This window comes from Pseudoalteromonas sp. bablab_jr011, assembly GCF_016464045.1.
Lineage (GTDB): Bacteria > Pseudomonadota > Gammaproteobacteria > Enterobacterales > Alteromonadaceae > Pseudoalteromonas > Pseudoalteromonas lipolytica.
In genome coordinates, this window is the sequence record NZ_JACDWU010000197.1 from 52,002 (window position 1) to 71,930 (window position 19,929).

Sequence of the window (19,929 nt, forward strand, 5' to 3'; positions counted from 1 at the left end):
AACAGGCATTCAAACTTTTGTATCATCTTATTTGAAGAGTCTGATACAGAGAGTTAACAGATAAAAAGGTTAATTTTATGACAACACAGCTATTCGATTTAAAGGGGAAAACGGCTTTAGTAACAGGCGCGAGCCGTGGCTTAGGAAAGCAAATTGCAATGGGATTAGCCGCTGCTGGGGCTGATGTGATCTGTAGCAGTAGTCGTGAGCATGGTTGCGAAGAAACTTGCAGCGAAATAGCTAAAAGCGCATCGAAAACATGGGATATTGCCGCTGATTTGAGCGATGCCAAAAGCGTGTCAGCATTAGCAGAACAGGCGTTGTCGGTTAATGATGGCATCGATATTCTGGTCAATGTGGGTGGCACCATTTTTAGAAGTCCCGCTATCGATTACCCCTACGATGAATGGCAAAAGGTGATAAAGGTTAACCTTGATGCCAGCTTTTTACTTGCTCAGGCATTTGCACCGAAAATGATCGAAAAGGGTCAAGGTAAAATTATCAATATTGCATCCATGCTGTCATACAGTGGCGGAATGACTGTGCCCGCTTACACAGCAAGTAAACATGCTATTGCAGGCGTTACCAAAGCCTTAGCAAATGAATGGGCACAATATAACATTCAGGTTAACGCGATAGCACCTGGGTATTTTAGAACAGATAACACGCAAGCGCTTCAGGATGATCCTGGGCGTAATAGCGAAATAGAAAAACGTATCCCAGCAGGGCGCTGGGGAGAAGCTGAAGATTTAATTGGTACCGCAATCTTTTTATCATCACGAGCCAGTGATTATGTCAATGGACATATTTTGGCAGTTGATGGCGGATGGTTAGCACGTTAGTAGGAAAATAAAACAATGAACACAGAAATTGAATCACGTTACGCAGTAGGCCCAAATGAAGTAAAGGGGTTTGACACTGAGCAATTGAGAAACGAGTTTTTAGTCGACAAATTAATGCAAGCAGACAAAGTGTATTGGCTTTATACCCACTATGAACGTTTTATGGTTGGCAGTGCAGTACCTTTAAATAACGCATTAACGCTTGAAACATTAGATAACTTAAAAGCGGCCCATTTTCTTGATGGTCGCGAATTGGGCATTATCAATGTTGGGGGCAAAGGTAGTATTACAGCGGATGGTGAAACTTACTCATTAGACTATAAAGATGCACTTTACTTAGGTCGGGGTAACAAATCAGTGTCTTTTCGCAGTGATGATGCTAAAAACCCAGCTAAATTTTACTTAAATTCAGCACCTGCGCATCACAGTTACCCAAATAAACACGTTACTAAACAAGATGCTAATGTACTTCATTTAGGAAGTTTAGAGACATCGAATGAGCGTAATATCAACCAAATGCTTATCAATACAGTGGTACAAACGTGTCAACTGCAAATGGGCTTAACTGAACTTAAGCCCGGTAGTGTGTGGAATACCATGCCAGCTCATCAACATGATCGTCGTAACGAAGTGTATTTTTATTTCGAAATACCTCAAGAGCAAGCGGTCTGTCACTTTATGGGTGAGCCAACAGAAACGCGGCATTTATGGATTCATAATGAGCAAGCTGTGGTCTCGCCACCGTGGTCAATCCATTCTGGTGCAGGGACACAGAATTACAGCTTTATCTGGGGGATGGCTGGTGAAAACTTAGATTATGACGACATGGACAAGTATCAACCGCAACAATTGAGATAGTCCACATTTAACAGAACACACAATGAAGAAATAATAATGAATAGAAATCTTCTTTACAGCGTTTTCGTGGTTTTTACGCTTGGTTTTATAACCAGCTGCAGCAATGACAACAAAACCACACGCTTGACGCTTGCCCACACGCTGGATACCCGGCATGTGGTGCATCAAGCGATGGAGTATATGGCAAAACGTTTAGATTACTATTCCAACGGAAGTATGGAAATAGTGATCTATCCCGGTGGTCAATTAGGGTCAGAACGAGAGCTTATCGAGTTGCTACAAATAGGTAGTCTCGCTATTACCAAAGTGTCTGCGAGTCCGCTTGAGGGTTTTGTGCCAGAAATGAAGGTGTTTGGTATTCCTTATCTGTTTAATGACAGTGCGCATTTTTGGCGCGTATTAAACAGTCAGTTAGGTCAAGACATGCTTGATAAAGTATCTTCAGCAAGACTCAAAGGGTTAGGTTATTACGATGCAGGCAGCCGAAGCTTTTATACGACCCAAAAACCCATTCACACGCCTGAGGATTTAATTGGTCAGAAAATTCGTGTATTAAATAGCCCCACGGCCGTTGCGACGGTACAAGCTCTGGGCGGTGCTGCAGCACCTATTGCGTGGGCTGAGCTGTATTCGGCTCTGCAGCAGGGGGTTGTTGACGGCGCTGAAAATAACCCACCCAGTTATTACTTATCTCGCCACTATGAAATTGCGAAGTACTACTCGTTAGATGAACATACCTTTGTACCTGATGTTATTTTGGCCAGCCAAGAAGTGTGGGAGTCCTTGAGTGAACAACAGCAAACATGGCTAACTAAAGCCATGGCTGATTCTGTTGAATACCAACGTTCACTCTGGCAATCAGCATCGGATGAAGCACTTAAAGCGGTTATTGAGGCCGGCGTTGAAGTTACCTACCCCGATAAAAAAGCGTTTCAGGATAAAGTCGCCGATTTTCATGCTTCATTTGCAGGTACGCCTGTTGAGCAACATATCAAGGCTATCAAAGCGATGGGGGAGGCAAAATGACAAAGCTAAATTCACATCTTAACTCATTGATAGAACGTATTTTGATAGTAGCGATGATCGCCATCGTGGCTGTCGTGACTTGGCAGGTGTTTTCGCGTTTTATTTTGCGTTCGCCAAGTTCATACACAGAAGAGTTAGCACGTTTTTTATTAATGTGGATTGGGGTTTTAGGCGCATCGTACGCATACAGAACTCGCGCCCATTTAGGACTTGATCTGTTCTATCAAAAAATGGTTCCGACACTACGCAGAAAATGCACCTTTATTATTGAATTATCGGTATTGATAACCGCATCTTGCATTTTAGTGTATGGCGGCAGTTTGTTAATGATGCTGAGTTTTGAGCTTGAACAAAGCTCGGCAGCTCTGGGTATTAATATGGGCTTTGTTTATGCTGTATTGCCGTTAAGTGGCCTATTAATTGTATTTAACTGCGTTGAAAATATTGTTAATTGCTTAATGAATGTGATGGAGGAATCATAATGGAAATGACAGCCATAATTCTAATTGTGTGTTTTTTCATCTTACTGTTTATTAATGTCCCTATTTCTATTTGTATCGCATTATCGACACTGATTGCGCTTACGTTACATATGGATTTTACGCCAGCAAGTATTACGATTTCCCAACAGATGATGGGCGGTCTGGATAGCTTTGCCTTGTTAGCCATCCCATTCTTTATTTTGTCTGGTTTAATTATGGGCCAAGGAGGCATAGCCAAGCGTTTAATTGAGTGTGCTATGGCAATGATTGGCTTCTTACCCGGTGGTTTAGCGCTTGTGAATGTAATGTCGTGCATGATGTTTGGTGCTATTTCGGGTTCTGCTGTTGCAGCTACGTCGGCTATCGGTAGTTTTATGGTGCCAGAAATGAAAAAGCACGGTTACAGCGAAAACTTTGCAGCAGCAGTCACAGCAAGTGCGGCAACAACAGGTATGCTAATACCCCCGAGTAATATTCTTATTATTTACGCTATTGCGAGTGGGGGAGTATCGATTGCAGCCTTATTTATTGCGGGTTATTTGCCGGGTATTTTACTCGGTTTAGCACTGATGATGGTGTGTGCAATTTATTCTATTAAGAACAATTACCCTGTGACAGCGCGACTGCCTTTTTCGGTCATGTTCGAAAAAATAATCGCAGCATTGCCCAGTTTATTACTTGTTTTTATTGTGATTGGGGGCATTATTGGTGGTGTTTTTACGGCGACAGAAGCCGGGGCCGTTGCCGTGATTTATGCTCTCGTCCTTGCTGTGTTTGTGTATAAAGAAATTCGTTTAAATGAAATGCCTCAGTTATTACTTAAGGCCTGCGAAACAACCGCCATTGTGATGCTTATTATTGCTGCATCTTCGGCAATGTCGTGGCTTTTGTCCTATACGCATATTCCACAAATGGTCAGTGAATTCTTTTTAACATTAAGTGATAACCCAATAATTATTTTGTTATTAATTAATTTAATTTTGATACTTGTGGGCGCATTCATTGATATGACGCCAGCTGTACTGATATTCACACCGATATTTTTACCGGTGGCAATGCAATTTGGTATGTCTCCTGTTCAGTTTGGTATCATGATTGTTCTCAATTTATCGATAGGATTAGTGTCTCCGCCAGTGGGGAGTGTATTATTTGTAAGTTGTGCAGTCGCAAAAACAGCGATACATAAAATAATAAAACCCATGATGCCACTCTATTTAGTGATGTTTCTGGTACTAATGTTGGTTACGTATGTACCTGCAATTAGTGAATTTTTACCACGCTTATTCGGTTTATTAGATTAAAATCACCAAAGAGGTGCATGTCGCCTCTTTTGTCATTTATAATGTAACGAATTTGTGTACTTTTAATAATTAAAAGCTGAACACTACTGTCGCTAAGTAGTTGACTCTGGAATTTTATATGTCTGTAACAATCAACGATATTGCTCGTTTATCAGGGGTCTCTAAACGCACTGTTTCGAGAGTGATAAACTGCTCACCGGCGGTCGGTAAAGCAACCCGTGAGCGGGTGTTAGAAATTATTAAAGAAACAGGGTTCTCGCCAGATAAGCAAGCGCGCGGTTTGGCGTCGAGTCGTTCTTACTTACTGGGCTTAATCTATGATAACCCCGATGCACTGTATATTGATGAAGTGCAACGTGGCGCATTGAGTGTTTGTGCTGAGCTTGGCTATGAGCTTGTTGTGCACCCTGGATCATCAAAACGCGATGACTTCATTAGTGATTGCCTTAGTTTTATTTCGCGCTCAAAACTAGATGGCGTGATTATTTTACCTCCTGTCTCTGAAAATAAAGCATTGGCAGCAGCGCTTCGAGAAATTAATTGTCCTTATGTTCGTCTTGCGTCAGTTGATTTAGATGATGCAGACAATATTGTTGTGTCTGATGAGCGTGCTGCCATGCGTGATATGGCGACACATTTAGTCGAGTTAGGTCATACAGATATTGGGTTTATTTCGGGCCCTCAACATTACCGCTCGTCGATTGAACGTTTAGCAGGCTTTTTGGCTGAGTTGCAGGTATATAACGTTAAGCTACCAACAGACCGCATAGTTGAAGGTAAAAACAATTATGACAGTGGTTTGGCGTGTGCTGAGCAATTACTTAATACTTTGCCAAGGCCCACTGCAATCGTTGCAAATAACGATGAAATGGCTGCGGCGGTTCTTCGGGTTGCAAACAACTTAAATATTAGAGTGCCCGATGAGCTCTCAGTGGCTGGATTCGACGATAATATTTTGGCATCACGTATTATTCCCTCATTAACAACTATCCGACGGCCAGTGTTTAATATGGCGTGTTTGGCAGTCCAAAAGCTGATCAATAAATCCCGTAATAATCAGGAAAAGTTAGCCTTACAAAAGACAGTGACACCTAACCTCGTTACACGCGAGTCAACGGGAAGGGTCAACGGCTAATTGTTTATTAATAAACTCACTGATTAATTCAACCGTGTTATTTTGCCAAGGGTGAAATAGCCAAAAGCAATGGGGAGCCTCTTTAAACACATGCTCCTTGTTTGTAATGCCACGCTCAGTTAATTGTTCTTGAACTGCTTTTTTTCCTGCATAAAATCGCGCAAAGCCACCGTTGATAAATAAAGTCGCAGGGCTTGTGTTTGAGATGTAATTAATTGGGGATGCATGTTGCCAAATTGCAGGGACTTCTTCATAACGACCTCCTAGCCACTTACTGGCAGATGTAACCGCCTTATTTTTATCATTCTCGTAGCGCAGTGCCAAAGGGGTAGTGAAATCAGACAGGCCATCAATGTTGATTAACACGCGCGCATTCACTGCCAATGAGGCACTTTGATTCAATAACTTGCCATGACTATAAGCCAGTAGGGCAGCTATTTGCCCGCCTGCTGAACTGCCTGCAAGGGTCAGTTTTTCAGCATTTAAGTGAAAGCGTGAAGCGTTACTTTTTAACCACTGTGTTGCTAGTGCAATATCATGAATCGATGCAGGGTATTGCGCCTCATCCGAAAGTGTATAAGCAGGGGTTGCCACAACAAAGCCCTTAGCGGCAAGTTTTGCTGCGAGGGTTTGTAAAATGGCCGGCGAACCCGAACCCCATCCTCCACCATGCACCAATACAATCAGTGGTAATACGGTGTTGTTATTAAGTCGAATAATAGTGATTGACTGGGAGCGCAATTTACCTGGGTACGTATGTTGTTCGACGTTTAAATTACTGATTGGGCTGTCATCTGGTAGATGCAACTCGCTGTAGCGTGGTTTTAACTTTTTATATGTGTTTTCAAGAGTATAAGACGCACTATGAACGTGGTTTGATATTCCACTTAATAGAAAAGCGATAAGGGGGAGTGTGTGTTTCATTTATCAGCTACCTTAGAAAAGCGAATATAATCGTAATGTACAGAGTGAGAATTGCGACTGACCAACTTATTGACATTGAATAAGCCCACTTTGGCACCAACCCAACGGCCTTTTTTGGCACTAAAATGCTCTCCGATGGCCCGATATGGTGAGGCTTCTGACGTTTTATAACTAAATACCGCATGAGCGCCAGGTTGCACCAGTAATCTTAAATACATTGTCTCAGTGGTGACCTCTGTAATGATTGTTTTATGTTCTGTACATCCTTTTCGTGCTCCTTTGCATTGGCTATAAACAAGGTGGAGTGCGCCTTCATCTGAACGCGATATACCGATCCACGCATAGTCTTCGCCAAACAATAAAAGACCGCTGTCGCCCTGGTAAGTTTCTGGATTAAAGACTAATTTTGTTTCAACGAAAAAGCGCTCTGCCGGTAGTTTTTGCAATAACAGCGAAGGAGTAAGCCACAAACTGTCTGCTACTTTTTGCTGTTGGGATAGTGTTAAATAGCCAGCACTGTCAGTTAAAGAAAACCAGTGTGGCTGTGGATTTGCGTTCCATTGCCATTGTAAACCAAGTTGCTCAGCATTAAATTCATCGCTGTTGGGTATTTGAGTGCTTAAGAACCGTTTAGCTTTGGGTTTTCGATACTTTAAAACCGGCTCGCCGATGCCATCTTTATCGGGATCTCGGCCAATCACGGGCCAATCATTAAGCCATTGAAGCGGTTGTAAATGCACGATACGGCCGTAGGCATTTTTAGATTGAAAATGAACAAACCAATCTTGGCCATATGGCGTGTTGATCCAACTTCCTTGGTGTGGGCCGTTGGTTAGCGAGTTTCCTTGTGCCATTACAATTTTGTCTTCATACGGGCCTAGTATGTGTTTACTTCTAAAAACCGACTGCCAACCTAAATCGACTCCGCCAGCAGGAGCAAAAATATAATAAAAGCCATTACGTTTGTAAAACTTAGGACCTTCTAAGGTACGATATGAGGGCAGGGTATTGCCATCGACGATATGCTGGTATTCGTCACTTACCCAACTGGCGTCAGCACTCATTTCACGAATTGAGAGAACATTGTTAAATCCGGCCCTGCTTTTTGCCCACGCATGGAGCAAGTAAGCTTTGCCATCATCGTCCCATAAGGGTGTAGGGTCGATAATTCCTTTCCCTTTTAGAATTAATGTGGGTGTTGACCATGCTTTAGCGGGGTCTTTGGCTGTAATAACATAGATCCCAAAATCTGGGTCAGGGTAAAAAATCCAAAATAAGCCATTATGATAACGAATATTGGGTGCCCAAACGCCATTACCATGTTGTGGCGTGTTGTAGTGCTCACGCGGTTGTTGAATAGGGAGTGCGTAATTTATGAGTTGCCAGTTAACTAAGTCGTTTGAATGTAAAATAGGCAACCCCGGCGCAGAGTTAAAACTTGATGCCGTCATGTAATAATCATCACCCAGGGCAACGATATCAGGATCTGAAAAGTCAGCATGAATGATAGGGTTTTGGTAATACCCATTTTCTAAATCTGCCTGCCAAATGAGCGGCATGTTATTTTTTTCAGTGGGGAACTCTATCAGTTCAATAGCCGGTAAAGTAAAACTGACAAAAAAAAGGGTATTTATTAAGACATAAATTGCTTTCACTTGATTTCCTTATCTGCCTAATAAAAGACTCGCTAAAATAAAGGGCCCAACTGCTTTAGGGTCATTATCCCGGATATTTTCGCTTAAGTAATAATCATAGCTACCATCACGATATGGCTTGCCGCCAAGCCCTGCGACTTCACAGGCTGATGTGATTGAAATACGTTTTGTTTTTTTGTCGACAGCGATGAATTCATCGATTAATCCAGCATAACTTTGCTCTGCGTACACTAAGTAGTAGGCAGGTAAGGCGTTATCTAATACTCCTTTGATGATTGCGTAGGTAAACATGCTGCTTCCAGAGGATTCAGGATAATTACCAGCTTCATCGCCTTTATCTGTGACTTGATACCAAGTTCCAGTGTCATTTTGATAATGTAATAAGCGATCGATTAAGTGTTTAAAGCGGCGAGATAACCATGCTTTTTCAGGATAATCATCTGGCAATTGCGCTAACACATCAACCATCGCCATGGCATACCAACCTATTGAACGTGACCAGTGATTTGCTGATTGTCCTGTGATTGGATCAGCCCATTTTTGACTCTTTGACTCATCCCAGCCGTGAACAGGGAGTTGGGTATCAGGTCGGTATAAATGCTTTTCAATAAGTTGGAATTGCTTGATAACATCGCTAAATTGCTCTTTTTGACCATAACGACGAATGTACTCAGCGTAGAATGGTGCGCCCATGTATAAACCGTCGAGCCACATTTGTGAGGTGTAGCGTTTTTTATGCCAAAATCCCCCCTCTGTAGTGCGGGGATGCTTTTCTAATTGCTTTACTAGTGTGTCGATGGCGAGTCGATATTTTTTGTTGCCTGTTTCGTCATACATGAAAAACAATAACTTACCAGCATTGAGCATATCAATGTTGTATTTACTCTGTTGATAAGTCTTAATCGTGCCATCGTCCATAACGAGGCTATCAACATACTCTTTTATGTAATTGAAATAGCGTGTATCGCCTGTTTTTTGATAAAGCTTAGCAAATGCCATAAGTTCTAAGCCATGGGTATAGTCCCAGCGAGCAGCAGTGCGCCAGTCAATCAAATAGGCATGCGGATGACGTTGCATTTCTGATTCAGCCATCCATATCGACCACATAATAGGGGGGTTTTTAACATTGCTTGCAATGCTGTTTACTGACCAAAAAACGCTTAAAATACAGGTTAATAAAATCGATAAATAGCGAAATGTTTGCATGATTATTTACTTTTCTGACGAAGCAATTTTACCATTTCTGTGCCAGCTAAAATATACGCCGCGTTGCCTTTAGGGTCGTTTGCAACAACAGGTTCACTCATGTAGTAGTCATAACTCCCATCACGGCCATAGCCAAGCCCCGCTACATAACATTGGTTAGTCATAGACACAGTGCCATCTTGGTGCAATAAGGTAAATTCGTTTAATAATCCCTGGTAGGCCTTATATGCAGTCGCAAGGTAATCGGTGCTTAAGTAGCCCTTATTTATTGCTTTTGCATAGAAGTAGGTAAACATCGCTGTTGCTGATGACTCTCTATAATTACCTATCGCATTGGGTTTATCCATTACCTGCCACCAAGTGCCGGTTGCTGGGTCTTGCGTTTTTTCTAGACTGTCGGCAATTTCTTGCACCATGGTAAGTAAGTGTTTTCGTTGCTGACTATTCTGTTCAGGAATATAATCAAGTACATCGACAACGGCCATCGCAAGCCAGCCCATTCCGCGAGCCCATACCTCGTGTGAAAGCCCCGTTGATTTATTAGCCCATGCCTGTTGTTTAAGCTCATCCCAGCCGTGATAGTAAAGCCCTGTTTGTGTATCTTTTAAAAACTCGCGGGTTAAGTTAAATTCGTTCACCACTTCGGCAAAGGTTTCTTGTTGTTGGTGACCCGATTCAAATAAGGCTGCGTACTCAGCTAAAAAAGGCATACCCATATACACACCATCAAGCCATACTTGGCCTTGGTATTTTTTCTTATGCCAAAAAGCCCCTGTCGACGTGCGAGGGTGTTTATGTAATTGCTCTCTTAGCGCATGAATTGCTTTTAGATACTTTTGTTCATTTGTTTGCTGGTATAGCGTAATTAAATTGCGACCAGGCGGAATATTATCAATATTAAAATTGCTTTGTTTATAGGCTGAAATAAGGCCATCTTCAGAAATAAAGCTTCCGGTTACTTTTTCAATTACTTGTTTATATTCCGCATTATCTGTGAGTTCACCGAGTGTGTAGTAAGCATACGGTTGAATACCAATAATGTCATATTCAAACTTTGGAGATCGCTTACGGTTAACATCCCATCCATTGTAATGGTAGCCTAGCGTTTTACGCGCCAGTTCAGAATCTGCGAATGCTTGTGTCCACTTAAGCGCAGACTCTGCGGAGATAGACGCTTGCATTGCATTCTGTGTCAACGATGTTTTGAGCTGAACTCGAGGCTTAATGGTCAGCTTTTGCGCTTGTTGTTTAATATAATGTTCAAATTGTTCTACGGTATTAATACCGCTTTGTGCTTGCCATAAAGATGCAAAATAATAGTGAACTTGCTGATTGCCTTGCTGGCCTTTTGGCGTTAATTCTACTAAGTAGTTTTTATCATCTTGGCGTACTGTTTTTACATCCCCTTTTTTGAAAAAAACCACCATGCCTAGCGCCTTACCGTCGAGACTTTGTTTGCCCCAACTAGCAATATACCCATAGCCATAATTGCTCATGCTTTGTAAATCGGCTTTTAAAAAGGTTGTATCGGGATGTTTTACAAGGCCTGCGGTGATGTTATCAAGTGGTTTGTCGAGTTTTAAGGTGACTTCTGCCAGTGGAGAACCCGCTTGCATACTGATAAATGCACTGAGGTCTTGTTGCTGTACGCTGTTTTGCCAGCCATGGTAATCAAGTTGAATTTGGGCGAATAGATCGCCATTCGCAGTGATGCTTGCAGTACGAGTATCTACTTTGCTGACATGTTCAAGCTTACCTTTCTCATTGGTATAGGCAAAACCACCTGCACCTAGCGATCCTCCTACTTTTAATAAGTCCATTCCCCAATCTTGCAGCGAATGATACGACTTATAACCATCTAAACCAACGTTGTGCAATACGGGTTCTGGAGTCAGTTTTCCGAAGATATCAAAACCATTACGCCAATCGAGGTAAATGCGATAACCGACCTTATCTGATTCGATCCCCGGTCCTTCATAGCGGATCCAGTTTGAATGGTCTGTGTAATATTCAGGAGGGGTTATGGATTGAACATTTTTAAACTGGCCACCGACATATTCTTTCATTCCAGCATTTTGTTGGTGTTTTGGTGGGCGAGTATGAGGTACCCATTCACCACCCACTTTATGAGCTAAATCTGCTTGTACACGCTTTTTGGAAGGTGCGAGACGTGTTGTTGAGATTATCTCTGCGTGTATATTTTCACCTTTAGAAAGATCAGTAACGAACAAAATACCATCGTTCTTTCCATCCAAATCTTTATCAATCGCTTGATTGGCAACTTGATTATCGCCGATATTTACCGCAAGCGTTGTATCAGGTGCTACACCTAAGTCGTAGTAGCTTAAATAAATAGCTTCATCTTCGCGATTAAACGGGCTGGGATTAGCAATATCAACAGTGGCAACAGAACCTGTCTGTGCTTCTTTTATGCTGTGATGCTGGGGTTGTTCTGCTTGTTGGCAAGCGGTAACAGACAAAGCAGCGAAAGTAATCAGTGATGTGTGTATCAGGTGACGTGAGGGTAAATGTTTCATTGTTGTTCTCCCCTGAAAAGGCCAAAGCAAAGCTTTGGCCTAAGTGTTTTTATTATAAGTTGTATGCTTTTTTCACTAAACCATAGGTTAACTGATAAGCGAGTTCATGCGCTGACTCAATACTAATTTGGTGATTAGCAACAAGTTCAGCTAAATAGCGACAATCCACACGACGCGCGACATCGTGGCGGGCCGGAATAGATAAAAATGCACGCGTATCATCATTAAAACCAACAGTATTATAGAAGCCCGCTGTTTCAGTGGTTTGTTGACGAAAACGCAGCATACCAGCCGGACTATCATGGAACCACCATGCAGGCCCTAGTTTTAGGCTAGGGTAGTGGCCTGCAAGTGGCGCAAGCTCGCGGCTATAGGTGGTTTCATCGAGAGTGAATAAGATGATTTTTAACTTTGGATGATTACCGTATTTACTCAATAGTGGTTTAAGCGCGTTTACATATTCTGTTTGGCTTGGGATATCTGCCCCTTTATCACGACCGAATTGATTGAAAATCGGTTGGTTATGGTTGCGGTGTGCACCTGGGTGGATTTGCATTACTAAACCATCCTCGATACTCATGCCTGCAAGCTCGGTCAGCATTTGTCCACGAAACAGTTCTTGTTCTTGCTCATTTGCGTGACCAGTTCGGCATTTTTCGAACAATGCTTCACATTCACTCAGTGACAAGTCGGCAGTTATTGCACTGGGGTGCCCATGGTCAGTGGCTGTTGCGCGACCTTCTTTTTTAAAGTACTCACGGCGAATACGTATAGCGTCTAAATACCCTTGCCATGTTGTGGTATCTTGCTCGGTTAGCTCCCCTAGTTTTGCGACATTATCGATAAAGTCTTCGCGACTTGCATCAACCACATCATCTGGTCTAAACGTTGTAATAACTCGCTTTGCCATGTTTGTGCCAGCCATGCCACGATGATGTTCGAGCGAGTCTAGCGCACCTTCTGTGGTTGCAATTAGCTCAATATTGAAACGATCCATTAGCGCATGCGGTTTATAGGCATCAGTCGCCAGCTCTGCGGTGATTTTGTCATAATAGTCTTGCGCATTTTCTGAATTTAATTTTTCAGTAAAACCAAAAACATCGCTAAATACAGCGTCTAGCCAATAGCCACTGGGTGTACCTGCGAACAAGTAATAATTATCCGCAAAAATTTGCCATGCTTTTTTTGGATCAACGCTTTTAGAACGCGCCATATCACCTTCTAAGCCATGCTCAGGAATTCCTAACGTTGTTAAGTCGATGCCTTGGCTGTAGAGCATTCTAAACACATAGTGATCTGGTTTTATGAAAAGCTCAGTAGCGTTACCAAAATGAGGGTTTTCATTAAACCATTTAGGGTCTGTGTGGCCATGAGGGCTTACAATAGGGAGATCTTTAATTTCATTGTAAAGTTCACGGGCAATGTTTACGACAGCGGGATCGCTTGAAAATAGGCGATCAGGATGTAGTTTAAGAGACTGTGATTGACGAGTCATAGTGTTTCCTTTATTCATTTACTTATTAGCCACCGGTGGCAAAATAGGCCAATTTATTTTGTTAGTACGTTAGCGCAGGCTTGAGTGATACTTTGCCAGTCTTTTGTATTCACCCAATCAGGTTTTGCGACCCACGTTCCACCCACAGCAAATACATTATCTAATGCTAAAAAATCTTTGAAATTTTGAGCATTTACACCGCCTGTAGGACAAAAGCGTACCTCTTGAAAAACACTCGAGACAGCGTGTAAAAAATCGATTCCGCCACACAATGAAGCTGGGAATAACTTGTGTTCTGTAAAGCCATATTCACTGGCGAGAAGAATATCGGCATTATTCGATACGCCTGGTAAGCATGGTTTGCCACAACTTGCTAAAGCATCTAGCAGGCGAGGCGATACTGCTGGCGTTACAATGTAATCAGCGCCTGCATTAATGGCGTTATTTAATGTGTCACTACGGGTAATTGTCCCCGCACCCACGATGAGATTTGGTAATGCCGATTTTATCGCTGTTATTGCAGCTAATGATTGCTCAGTGCGAAGTACAACTTCGACTAAATTAATACCAGCATCTTGCATAGCCCGAGCAACGGCGACTCCTTGCTGTGGATCATGTGCTTGGATGATTGGCAAAATCGGTTGTCCTGCCATTAATTTAGAAAATGCGCTCTGTGCCATTAGATTGACTCCGCTAATAATTGTTTTGCGCTAATTGATTGATTGTTCAAGGTGACGTTTTCAACATTGAAATCGGTGATATTTTTAACGATTGACTGTTTTGCGACGTTATCAAAGTGGCTATTTATAATTGTAAAATCTTTGATAGGTGCCCGCTCAAATCCATTTAAATAGAACGCTTTATCAAGCACGTTATTACAGTGCAGATTGTCTATAACGATATCGCGTACGGTGGGGTCAAATTGGCCTGCATCACCTTCTTCGTAAAAGAAATTAATAACAATTGCATTTTTTACTGTGCCAACTTCAACATTACGAATGCGAATATGCTCAATTAATCCACCGCGGACAGAATTGGTTTTAATACGGATGGCACGTTCTAAATGTGGACTGTCCATCGTGCAATCTTGTACGTAAACATTGTTCACACCGCCTGATATTTCACTGCCAATGACGACACCACCGTGACCTTCTTTCATGTGACAGTTTTCGATCACTATATTGGCAGATGGCGTGTTGACGCGACGACCGTCAGCATTTCGCCCTGATTTAATTGCAATACAGTCATCACCTGTATCGAACGTACAGTCTTTTATATGCACATGATTGCAGCTTTCTGGATCGCAACCATCGGAATTTGGCCCATGGCTTGAGAACGTGACACCACTGACTGTCACACTGTTACATAACACGGGGTTTACTAACCAAAAAGGAGAGTTTTTGATAGTCACTCCCTCAATTAACACATTATTACAGCGGTAGGGTTGAATGAAAGGGGGGCGCAGATATGCACCATCAGCGTAGATTCGCTCAGTAACAGGTAAGGCGTTTTCAGCATCAACCATTAATTGTTTACGTGCTGGTTTTTGATCCATCAATTGACCATTTTCTTGGTATTGTAATTCCCAGTGTTTTTCTTTGTGTGGACCTTTCCATGGCCACCAAGTGGTATTATTCGCATTACCCTCTAGTACACCTTCGCCAGTGATCGCTATATTTTGTTGGCCATACGCATAAATTAAAGGGGAATACCCCATCATCTCGAGGCCTTCCCAACGAGTGAATACTGCAGGTAGGTAGTCATCTGGATTAGTACTAAAACTTAGCACTGCGTTTTTTTCAAGGTGTAAATTAACGTTCGATAATAAGTGAATCGGGCCGGTATAAAATACACCCTCAGGAATAATAACTTTTCCACCACCTTGCTGGTGGCAGGTTAAAATAGCCTTTTTTATAGCATGGCTATTATTAAACGTACCGCCACTTTGAGCGCCAAAGTCAATGATATTAAAAGCACTCTCGGCGAACTGTGGTACTTTAATGTTCTTTTTAATCGCTTCAGCTGCTGACCAATCATTATTATCTGTTGGCGTCAGTAACGTATTTACACTCGCACTTTTGCAGCCCATTAATGCAGCAGTACCTACTAAACTACTCGAGGCGAAGGCTTTAAGAAAAAATCGGCGATTATTGTTCATACTCAAGGTTCCTGTAGTCACAACGTGTGTGCTAATTGTTTTTATAGTTGAAGTACTCTAGCAACAATTGCCACCGGTGGCAATTGTTGCTAGAGATTTTATAAAAAATAACCAACCACACAGTATTGGTTATTTGGAGGGGAGTCATTTGTTAAAATGATCCGCGCAAGCCGACTAAAAATTGGCGTCCTGATGATAAGCTTTCGTATGGGCGAGGTGTGTAAATATCATTCCACATCTCTTGCTTTTCATCAGTTAAGTTAACGGCTTCAAACGACAAGCTCATATTTTCTGTCAGTTCATAGCGAGCAGAGAAGTTGAGTTTTGCTTTGTCATCATAGCCACGTACAAACGTTGATTCATCTTTGTATTCATCGAGGTATTGTTTGTTATAACCACCACGATAGTTGTATGAGAAACGTGCTGACCAATTATCTACTTCATAATACATCGTTACATTGAAAGTGTTTTTAGACGTTTCTTCTTCGACTAAATTCAAAGGTGTACCATAAAAAGGGTCTTCGATATCGCGGGTATAGTCGATATATGTGTAGTTTGCTTGGATCCCTAAGTTATTAAAGGGCTCAGGCAAGAACGTAAATGGCTGCTGATAAATAAACTCAGCACCCCACATATCTTCAGCGTCGGTATTAGTAAGTTGGGTTACGGTCCAGGTAATATCTTCTGCGTTCATATCACCAATGTCGATACCCAAGCGATCTAACTCAGCCTGACTTAACACTTCATCACTACTTTCAGATGAAATACCGGTGATATTTTTAAAGAAAACAGAACCCGCAACCAGAGATTCATCTGCAAAGTACCACTCTAGACCTATATCGTATTGTTTTGCTTTGTACGGCTCAAGTGACGGACCCGCACCACGTTTAATTGTTGCGGTAGGGTCTTGCTCATCAGGGGTATTAACACTTATTGATGAACGTAAGTCAGATAGTTTTGGTCGGGTAATAGCGTGTGAGTAACTAAAACGACCGACTAAATCTTCAGTGATATCATAAGCTAGGTTAAGCGAAGGTAACCATTCATCACCTGTGCTAATCGATTCTCGCCAACCATAACCATTTTCAAAGTTAGCGCCATCACCTTTGCCTGCTGTGTAGCCATCTTTGTAAATATGATCCAGATTTACAATTCGGCTCGTGTTTTTGTTATCAACATAGCGAAGACCTAAATTACCCCTTAGTTCTGAATTGAATATATCTTTTCTAAAGTTAAGTTGAAGGTAGGCTGTGTTTACCTCTTCTTTTATATAATAGGCACGTTTGTACTCTTCCTTCGCTTCAAAAAAGGCGGCATTAGAAAATGCATCCATCATGGCATTGTAGTCAGGTGTTAGCCATGTAGAGCCAAATAGTGTTGAAGTGCTCGGTACTGAGGCATTATTACCAAAGTGAATACCGGTCTCATTAAGCGTGGTAGAAAATAAGTCTCCCGCTATTTGATCGGCATCTAAGTCAATAACTTGTGTTTCAGCTGATTTACCGCTGGTTTTGTTCGTTTCTATATCTAGGTTTTTCCACGCGTTGCGGAAGTCGTGTTGTTCAGTTTCAAAGCTACGCTGCCCTACACCAAATTTCACTGTGTATTCATCATTAAGTTCGTAGGCAAAATCAAGTTTAATGGTTGAGTTTTCGCTCTCAATAGTTTGTGCGCGGTTACGAACGAGCCCAGCACTGTAATTGCTAGCGTCTAGCATGGTGTTTTGTAATTGCTCTTTGGTAAACGCGTTTCCAGGAGCTTGTCCTGCTGCAAAAGCAAATGATGGCATTGTTGTGTTTAACTGCGCACTGCCTATCGCTTCACCACCAGGATTATTAATTAGAGAAAGTGGGTCAATATTACTGTCGTAACTGTAAGCAACGGTTGAGCCCTCTGCATCAAGTGCAAAAGTGCGAAGATAAGGTACATCCAAATCAGATTTTCCTTTACCTACTAAAAAGCTCATTTTTAAACGATCATTAATGTACCAATCACCCGTAAAGCTTACTTGATCAAAGTTTGATTCAGAGGAATCTTGTCGTGCTTCTGAACGTATAATTGCATTTGAAAACGCACCAGCAACAATTGTATTGTTAGGATCTGTATAGATGTTTTCAGGTACGATATTTTTTTGATCACGTAACAATACTGAGTATTGATATTCATCCATTGTCGTGTCTAGCTCTGCATGAAGAATATCTAAGTTCATTGAAAGATTATCAGTAGGAGCGTACTGGAAGGCGACGGTTGCACCTAGGCGTTTTTGCTCTTTTGAAAAGATAGAATAACGAGGTATACGGGGTAAATATAAACCATCCAGATTATCGTTTGTGTAATTGCCATTTTCTAACAAAATGGTCTTAGGTGCAGCTGATAGGTAGTTTGTACCTCCTTGACCAACGGGTGAACCGCCATCAACATAGTTTGGATTATTGACGGTCCAGCGAACCGTTGATGAACCTTCACTTTGGACGGTCCCATCACTGTATGCAACAGAGGCAAGTACACCGAATTTATTATCCCAGTTATTACTGAGCATAAATGACACGCGCGGCGATACATCCTCAGAAATATCGTTATAGCGGGCATTGACATTGTATGAGCCTTTAAAGCCTTCATATTGGAAAGGGCGCGCAGTCTGTAAATTGACATTACCTGAAATCCCGCCATCTTCTCTTTCTGCAGACACGGTCTTATCGATGTCTATTTGTGTAAAGAGTTCTGAAGCAAACACGTTATAATCAAAGGCGCGTGAAGTATTAGAGCCACCAGCCGCATCGGTTGCCGCTCCTGCTGAAGCTGATTCCATGCCATTAATCGTTGTTTTTACAAACCGAGAACCAAGACCCCTAATTGTTATTTGACGTCCTTCGCCAGCATCTTCTTCAATAGAGATACCGGGTACTCGAGCCAAGGAGTCGGCAACGTTTAGATCTGGAAACTTACCAATATCTTCAGCAATGATAGTTTCGCGTGTGCCTACCGCCTCACGCTTAGACATTAGCGCTGCATTAATACTGCCACGGTAGCCTTTAACCTGAATAATTTCGATGCCATCATCTTCTACTGCATTATTTTGTTGCTCTTGTGCATTAGCAGCATAACTTCCCATTACGCCACTGAGTAATAATGAGGTCATAAGACAGCTTAGTTTGAATGTTTGCTTACTTGTTGTCATTGCTGTTCCAGTTGTAGTTTATTGTTATAAATTACATGACTTTCAAACGGCATAAGTCATATCCTGTTATTTTTTTATGCGATTGTGTGTTCAATTACGCAAAGAGTAAAATGCCACTTTAATCCTTGTTTTGCTACCGGTGGCATTTAGGTAGAAATTATACGTAAAAATTCGTGCTGTCAAACCAAATAAACCAAAAATATTAATATTTCCTTTACAAATTAACGTTTTTAAAACCGCCGCAAGTTACATGGTGGTGCAATAGTGGGTTGATTTTATTTATTTATTTGCCACCGGTGGCAGTGTGTGCTAGGGTCATTTTTATTGAGTTAATTTTCTACAGTGAGAGTTCAATGTTTAAACATTTTTTAAGGTTTCTATACGTCGGTGTTGCGCTTTCGTCTACTGCTCAGGCTGATGAACAGATCAACGTTTTTATGGCGGGAGACTCTACAATGTCAATAAAAGAAGTGAAAGATTACCCAGAAACAGGGTGGGGAATGCCTTTTCAATACTTCTTTAATGATCAAGTACAGGTAATTAACCTGGCTAAAAATGGTCGCAGCACACGGACTTTTAAATCAGAAGGTCGTTGGCAAATGATTATGGACGAGATTAAGCCAGGGGACTATGTCATCATACAGTTTGGTCATAATGATCAATCAAAACAAAAAGTTGACCGCTACACATCCGTACCCGACTTTAAAGCAAATTTACTTGGCTTCATCAAAGATGTGCGCGAAAAGCAAGCTCACCCCCTGTTAATGACACCGATAACGCGCCGCTATTTTAATGAAGACGGAACGATTAAAGAGACGCACCCGCTGTATGCAGATGCGGTAAGAGATGTTGCTAAACAAACAAAGGTTGATTTTATTGACATGGAAGCAATTACTAAACGCTACTTTCAAGCGCTAGGTGATGACGGCTCTGCATTACGTTTCATGCATATTGCCCCTGATTTGCACCCTAATTACCCGTTAGGTGTAACAGATGACATATATGGACGCTCCCTTGAAGTCAAGACGAGCTAATGTATAAACATCAAAATTGATGCCTTTATTTTATTATCATGTATCTCATATCACAGTAATGATGCGTCACAAGCTTGCTGAAAAGCAAAGGTACTGAC

Annotated in this window: 15 protein-coding genes; 7 read left to right on the forward strand and 8 right to left on the reverse strand. The window is 41.8% G+C overall.

The annotated features are described in order from the left end of the window. Positions 1-77 precede the first annotated feature (77 nt). The 6 genes from kduD to JIG41_RS11945 all read left to right on the forward strand — a co-directional run bounded on the left by kduD (position 78) and on the right by JIG41_RS11945 (position 5,644). Positions 78-842, forward strand: coding sequence for a 2-dehydro-3-deoxy-D-gluconate 5-dehydrogenase KduD (gene kduD, locus JIG41_RS11920; RefSeq protein ID WP_118845217.1), 765 nt, complete (start codon positions 78-80; stop codon positions 840-842). Positions 843-857: 15 nt separating this feature from the next. Beyond that, on the forward strand, positions 858-1,700 hold the full coding sequence (gene kduI, locus JIG41_RS11925) for a 5-dehydro-4-deoxy-D-glucuronate isomerase (RefSeq protein WP_036972286.1): 843 nt from the start codon (positions 858-860) through the stop codon (positions 1,698-1,700). A 36-nt stretch (positions 1,701-1,736) separates the two neighbouring features. Next, positions 1,737-2,726: a TRAP transporter substrate-binding protein gene (locus JIG41_RS11930; RefSeq protein WP_036972284.1), complete on the forward strand. Its 990-nt coding sequence runs from the start codon at positions 1,737-1,739 to the stop codon at positions 2,724-2,726. Continuing rightward, complete coding sequence (locus JIG41_RS11935) at positions 2,723-3,208, forward strand: TRAP transporter small permease (protein WP_036972283.1); 486 nt, start codon at positions 2,723-2,725, stop codon at positions 3,206-3,208. The genes JIG41_RS11930 and JIG41_RS11935 overlap by 4 nt, the downstream gene beginning before the upstream one ends. Then, complete coding sequence (locus tag JIG41_RS11940) at positions 3,208-4,509, forward strand: TRAP transporter large permease (protein WP_036972281.1); 1,302 nt, start codon at positions 3,208-3,210, stop codon at positions 4,507-4,509. Before JIG41_RS11935 ends, JIG41_RS11940 begins: the two co-directional genes overlap by 1 nt. 118 nt (positions 4,510-4,627) lie before the next feature. Then, on the forward strand, positions 4,628-5,644 hold the full coding sequence (locus JIG41_RS11945) for a LacI family DNA-binding transcriptional regulator (RefSeq protein ID WP_036972278.1): 1,017 nt from the start codon (positions 4,628-4,630) through the stop codon (positions 5,642-5,644). Here the strand turns inward: JIG41_RS11945 and JIG41_RS11950 are convergent. From JIG41_RS11950 to JIG41_RS11985, 8 genes are all read right to left on the reverse strand, one after another. Next, complete coding sequence (locus tag JIG41_RS11950; RefSeq protein WP_199524805.1) at positions 5,621-6,568, reverse strand: alpha/beta hydrolase; 948 nt, start codon at positions 6,566-6,568, stop codon at positions 5,621-5,623. The two genes, JIG41_RS11945 and JIG41_RS11950, sit on opposite strands and share 24 nt — an antisense overlap. After that, a complete protein-coding gene (locus JIG41_RS11955) occupies positions 6,565-8,223 on the reverse strand; it encodes a glycoside hydrolase 43 family protein (protein ID WP_312000496.1) in 1,659 nt (552 codons plus the stop codon). Before JIG41_RS11955 ends, JIG41_RS11950 begins: the two co-directional genes overlap by 4 nt. Positions 8,224-8,232: 9 nt before the next feature. Continuing rightward, positions 8,233-9,429 (reverse strand): glycoside hydrolase family 105 protein, encoded by a 1,197-nt coding sequence (locus JIG41_RS11960; RefSeq protein ID WP_065978968.1) that lies wholly within the window; start codon positions 9,427-9,429, stop codon positions 8,233-8,235. Between the two features lie 2 nt (positions 9,430-9,431). Further along, positions 9,432-11,966, reverse strand: coding sequence for a glycoside hydrolase family 88 protein (locus JIG41_RS11965; RefSeq protein WP_199524806.1), 2,535 nt, complete (start codon positions 11,964-11,966; stop codon positions 9,432-9,434). 52 nt (positions 11,967-12,018) lie between these two features. Next, positions 12,019-13,461, reverse strand: coding sequence for a glucuronate isomerase (gene uxaC, locus JIG41_RS11970; RefSeq protein WP_036972274.1), 1,443 nt, complete (start codon positions 13,459-13,461; stop codon positions 12,019-12,021). A gap of 53 nt (positions 13,462-13,514) precedes the next feature. Further along, positions 13,515-14,141 carry a bifunctional 4-hydroxy-2-oxoglutarate aldolase/2-dehydro-3-deoxy-phosphogluconate aldolase gene (gene eda / locus JIG41_RS11975; protein ID WP_074988732.1) on the reverse strand — a complete coding sequence of 209 codons (627 nt, stop codon included), beginning with the start codon at positions 14,139-14,141 and terminating at the stop codon, positions 13,515-13,517. Then, complete coding sequence (locus JIG41_RS11980; RefSeq protein WP_199524807.1) at positions 14,141-15,619, reverse strand: glycoside hydrolase family 28 protein; 1,479 nt, start codon at positions 15,617-15,619, stop codon at positions 14,141-14,143. The genes eda and JIG41_RS11980 overlap by 1 nt, the downstream gene beginning before the upstream one ends. 151 nt (positions 15,620-15,770) lie before the next feature. Beyond that, a complete protein-coding gene (locus JIG41_RS11985; RefSeq protein ID WP_118845233.1) occupies positions 15,771-18,797 on the reverse strand; it encodes a TonB-dependent receptor in 3,027 nt (1,008 codons plus the stop codon). 353 nt (positions 18,798-19,150) lie between these two features. On the opposite strand from JIG41_RS11985, the gene JIG41_RS11990 reads away from it, so the two are divergent. Further along, positions 19,151-19,831 (forward strand): rhamnogalacturonan acetylesterase, encoded by a 681-nt coding sequence (locus JIG41_RS11990; RefSeq protein ID WP_199524808.1) that lies wholly within the window; start codon positions 19,151-19,153, stop codon positions 19,829-19,831. Positions 19,832-19,929: the final 98 nt, after the last annotated feature.

Bases quoted from the DNA above. Each gene is read 5' to 3' on its own strand.
- kduD (WP_118845217.1), top strand. From the start codon at position 78: ATGACAACACAGCTATTCGATTTAAAGGGGAAAACGGCTTTAGTAACA.
- kduI (WP_036972286.1), top strand. From the start codon at position 858: ATGAACACAGAAATTGAATCACGTTACGCAGTAGGCCCAAATGAAGTA.
- JIG41_RS11930 (WP_036972284.1), top strand. From the start codon at position 1,737: ATGAATAGAAATCTTCTTTACAGCGTTTTCGTGGTTTTTACGCTTGGT.
- JIG41_RS11935 (WP_036972283.1), top strand. From the start codon at position 2,723: ATGACAAAGCTAAATTCACATCTTAACTCATTGATAGAACGTATTTTG.
- JIG41_RS11940 (WP_036972281.1), top strand. From the start codon at position 3,208: ATGGAAATGACAGCCATAATTCTAATTGTGTGTTTTTTCATCTTACTG.
- JIG41_RS11945 (WP_036972278.1), top strand. From the start codon at position 4,628: ATGTCTGTAACAATCAACGATATTGCTCGTTTATCAGGGGTCTCTAAA.
- JIG41_RS11950 (WP_199524805.1), bottom strand. From the start codon at position 6,568: ATGAAACACACACTCCCCCTTATCGCTTTTCTATTAAGTGGAATATCA.
- JIG41_RS11960 (WP_065978968.1), bottom strand. From the start codon at position 9,429: ATGCAAACATTTCGCTATTTATCGATTTTATTAACCTGTATTTTAAGC.
- JIG41_RS11965 (WP_199524806.1), bottom strand. From the start codon at position 11,966: ATGAAACATTTACCCTCACGTCACCTGATACACACATCACTGATTACT.
- uxaC (WP_036972274.1), bottom strand. From the start codon at position 13,461: ATGACTCGTCAATCACAGTCTCTTAAACTACATCCTGATCGCCTATTT.
- eda (WP_074988732.1), bottom strand. From the start codon at position 14,141: ATGGCACAGAGCGCATTTTCTAAATTAATGGCAGGACAACCGATTTTG.
- JIG41_RS11980 (WP_199524807.1), bottom strand. From the start codon at position 15,619: ATGAACAATAATCGCCGATTTTTTCTTAAAGCCTTCGCCTCGAGTAGT.
- JIG41_RS11985 (WP_118845233.1), bottom strand. From the start codon at position 18,797: ATGACAACAAGTAAGCAAACATTCAAACTAAGCTGTCTTATGACCTCA.
- JIG41_RS11990 (WP_199524808.1), top strand. From the start codon at position 19,151: ATGTTTAAACATTTTTTAAGGTTTCTATACGTCGGTGTTGCGCTTTCG.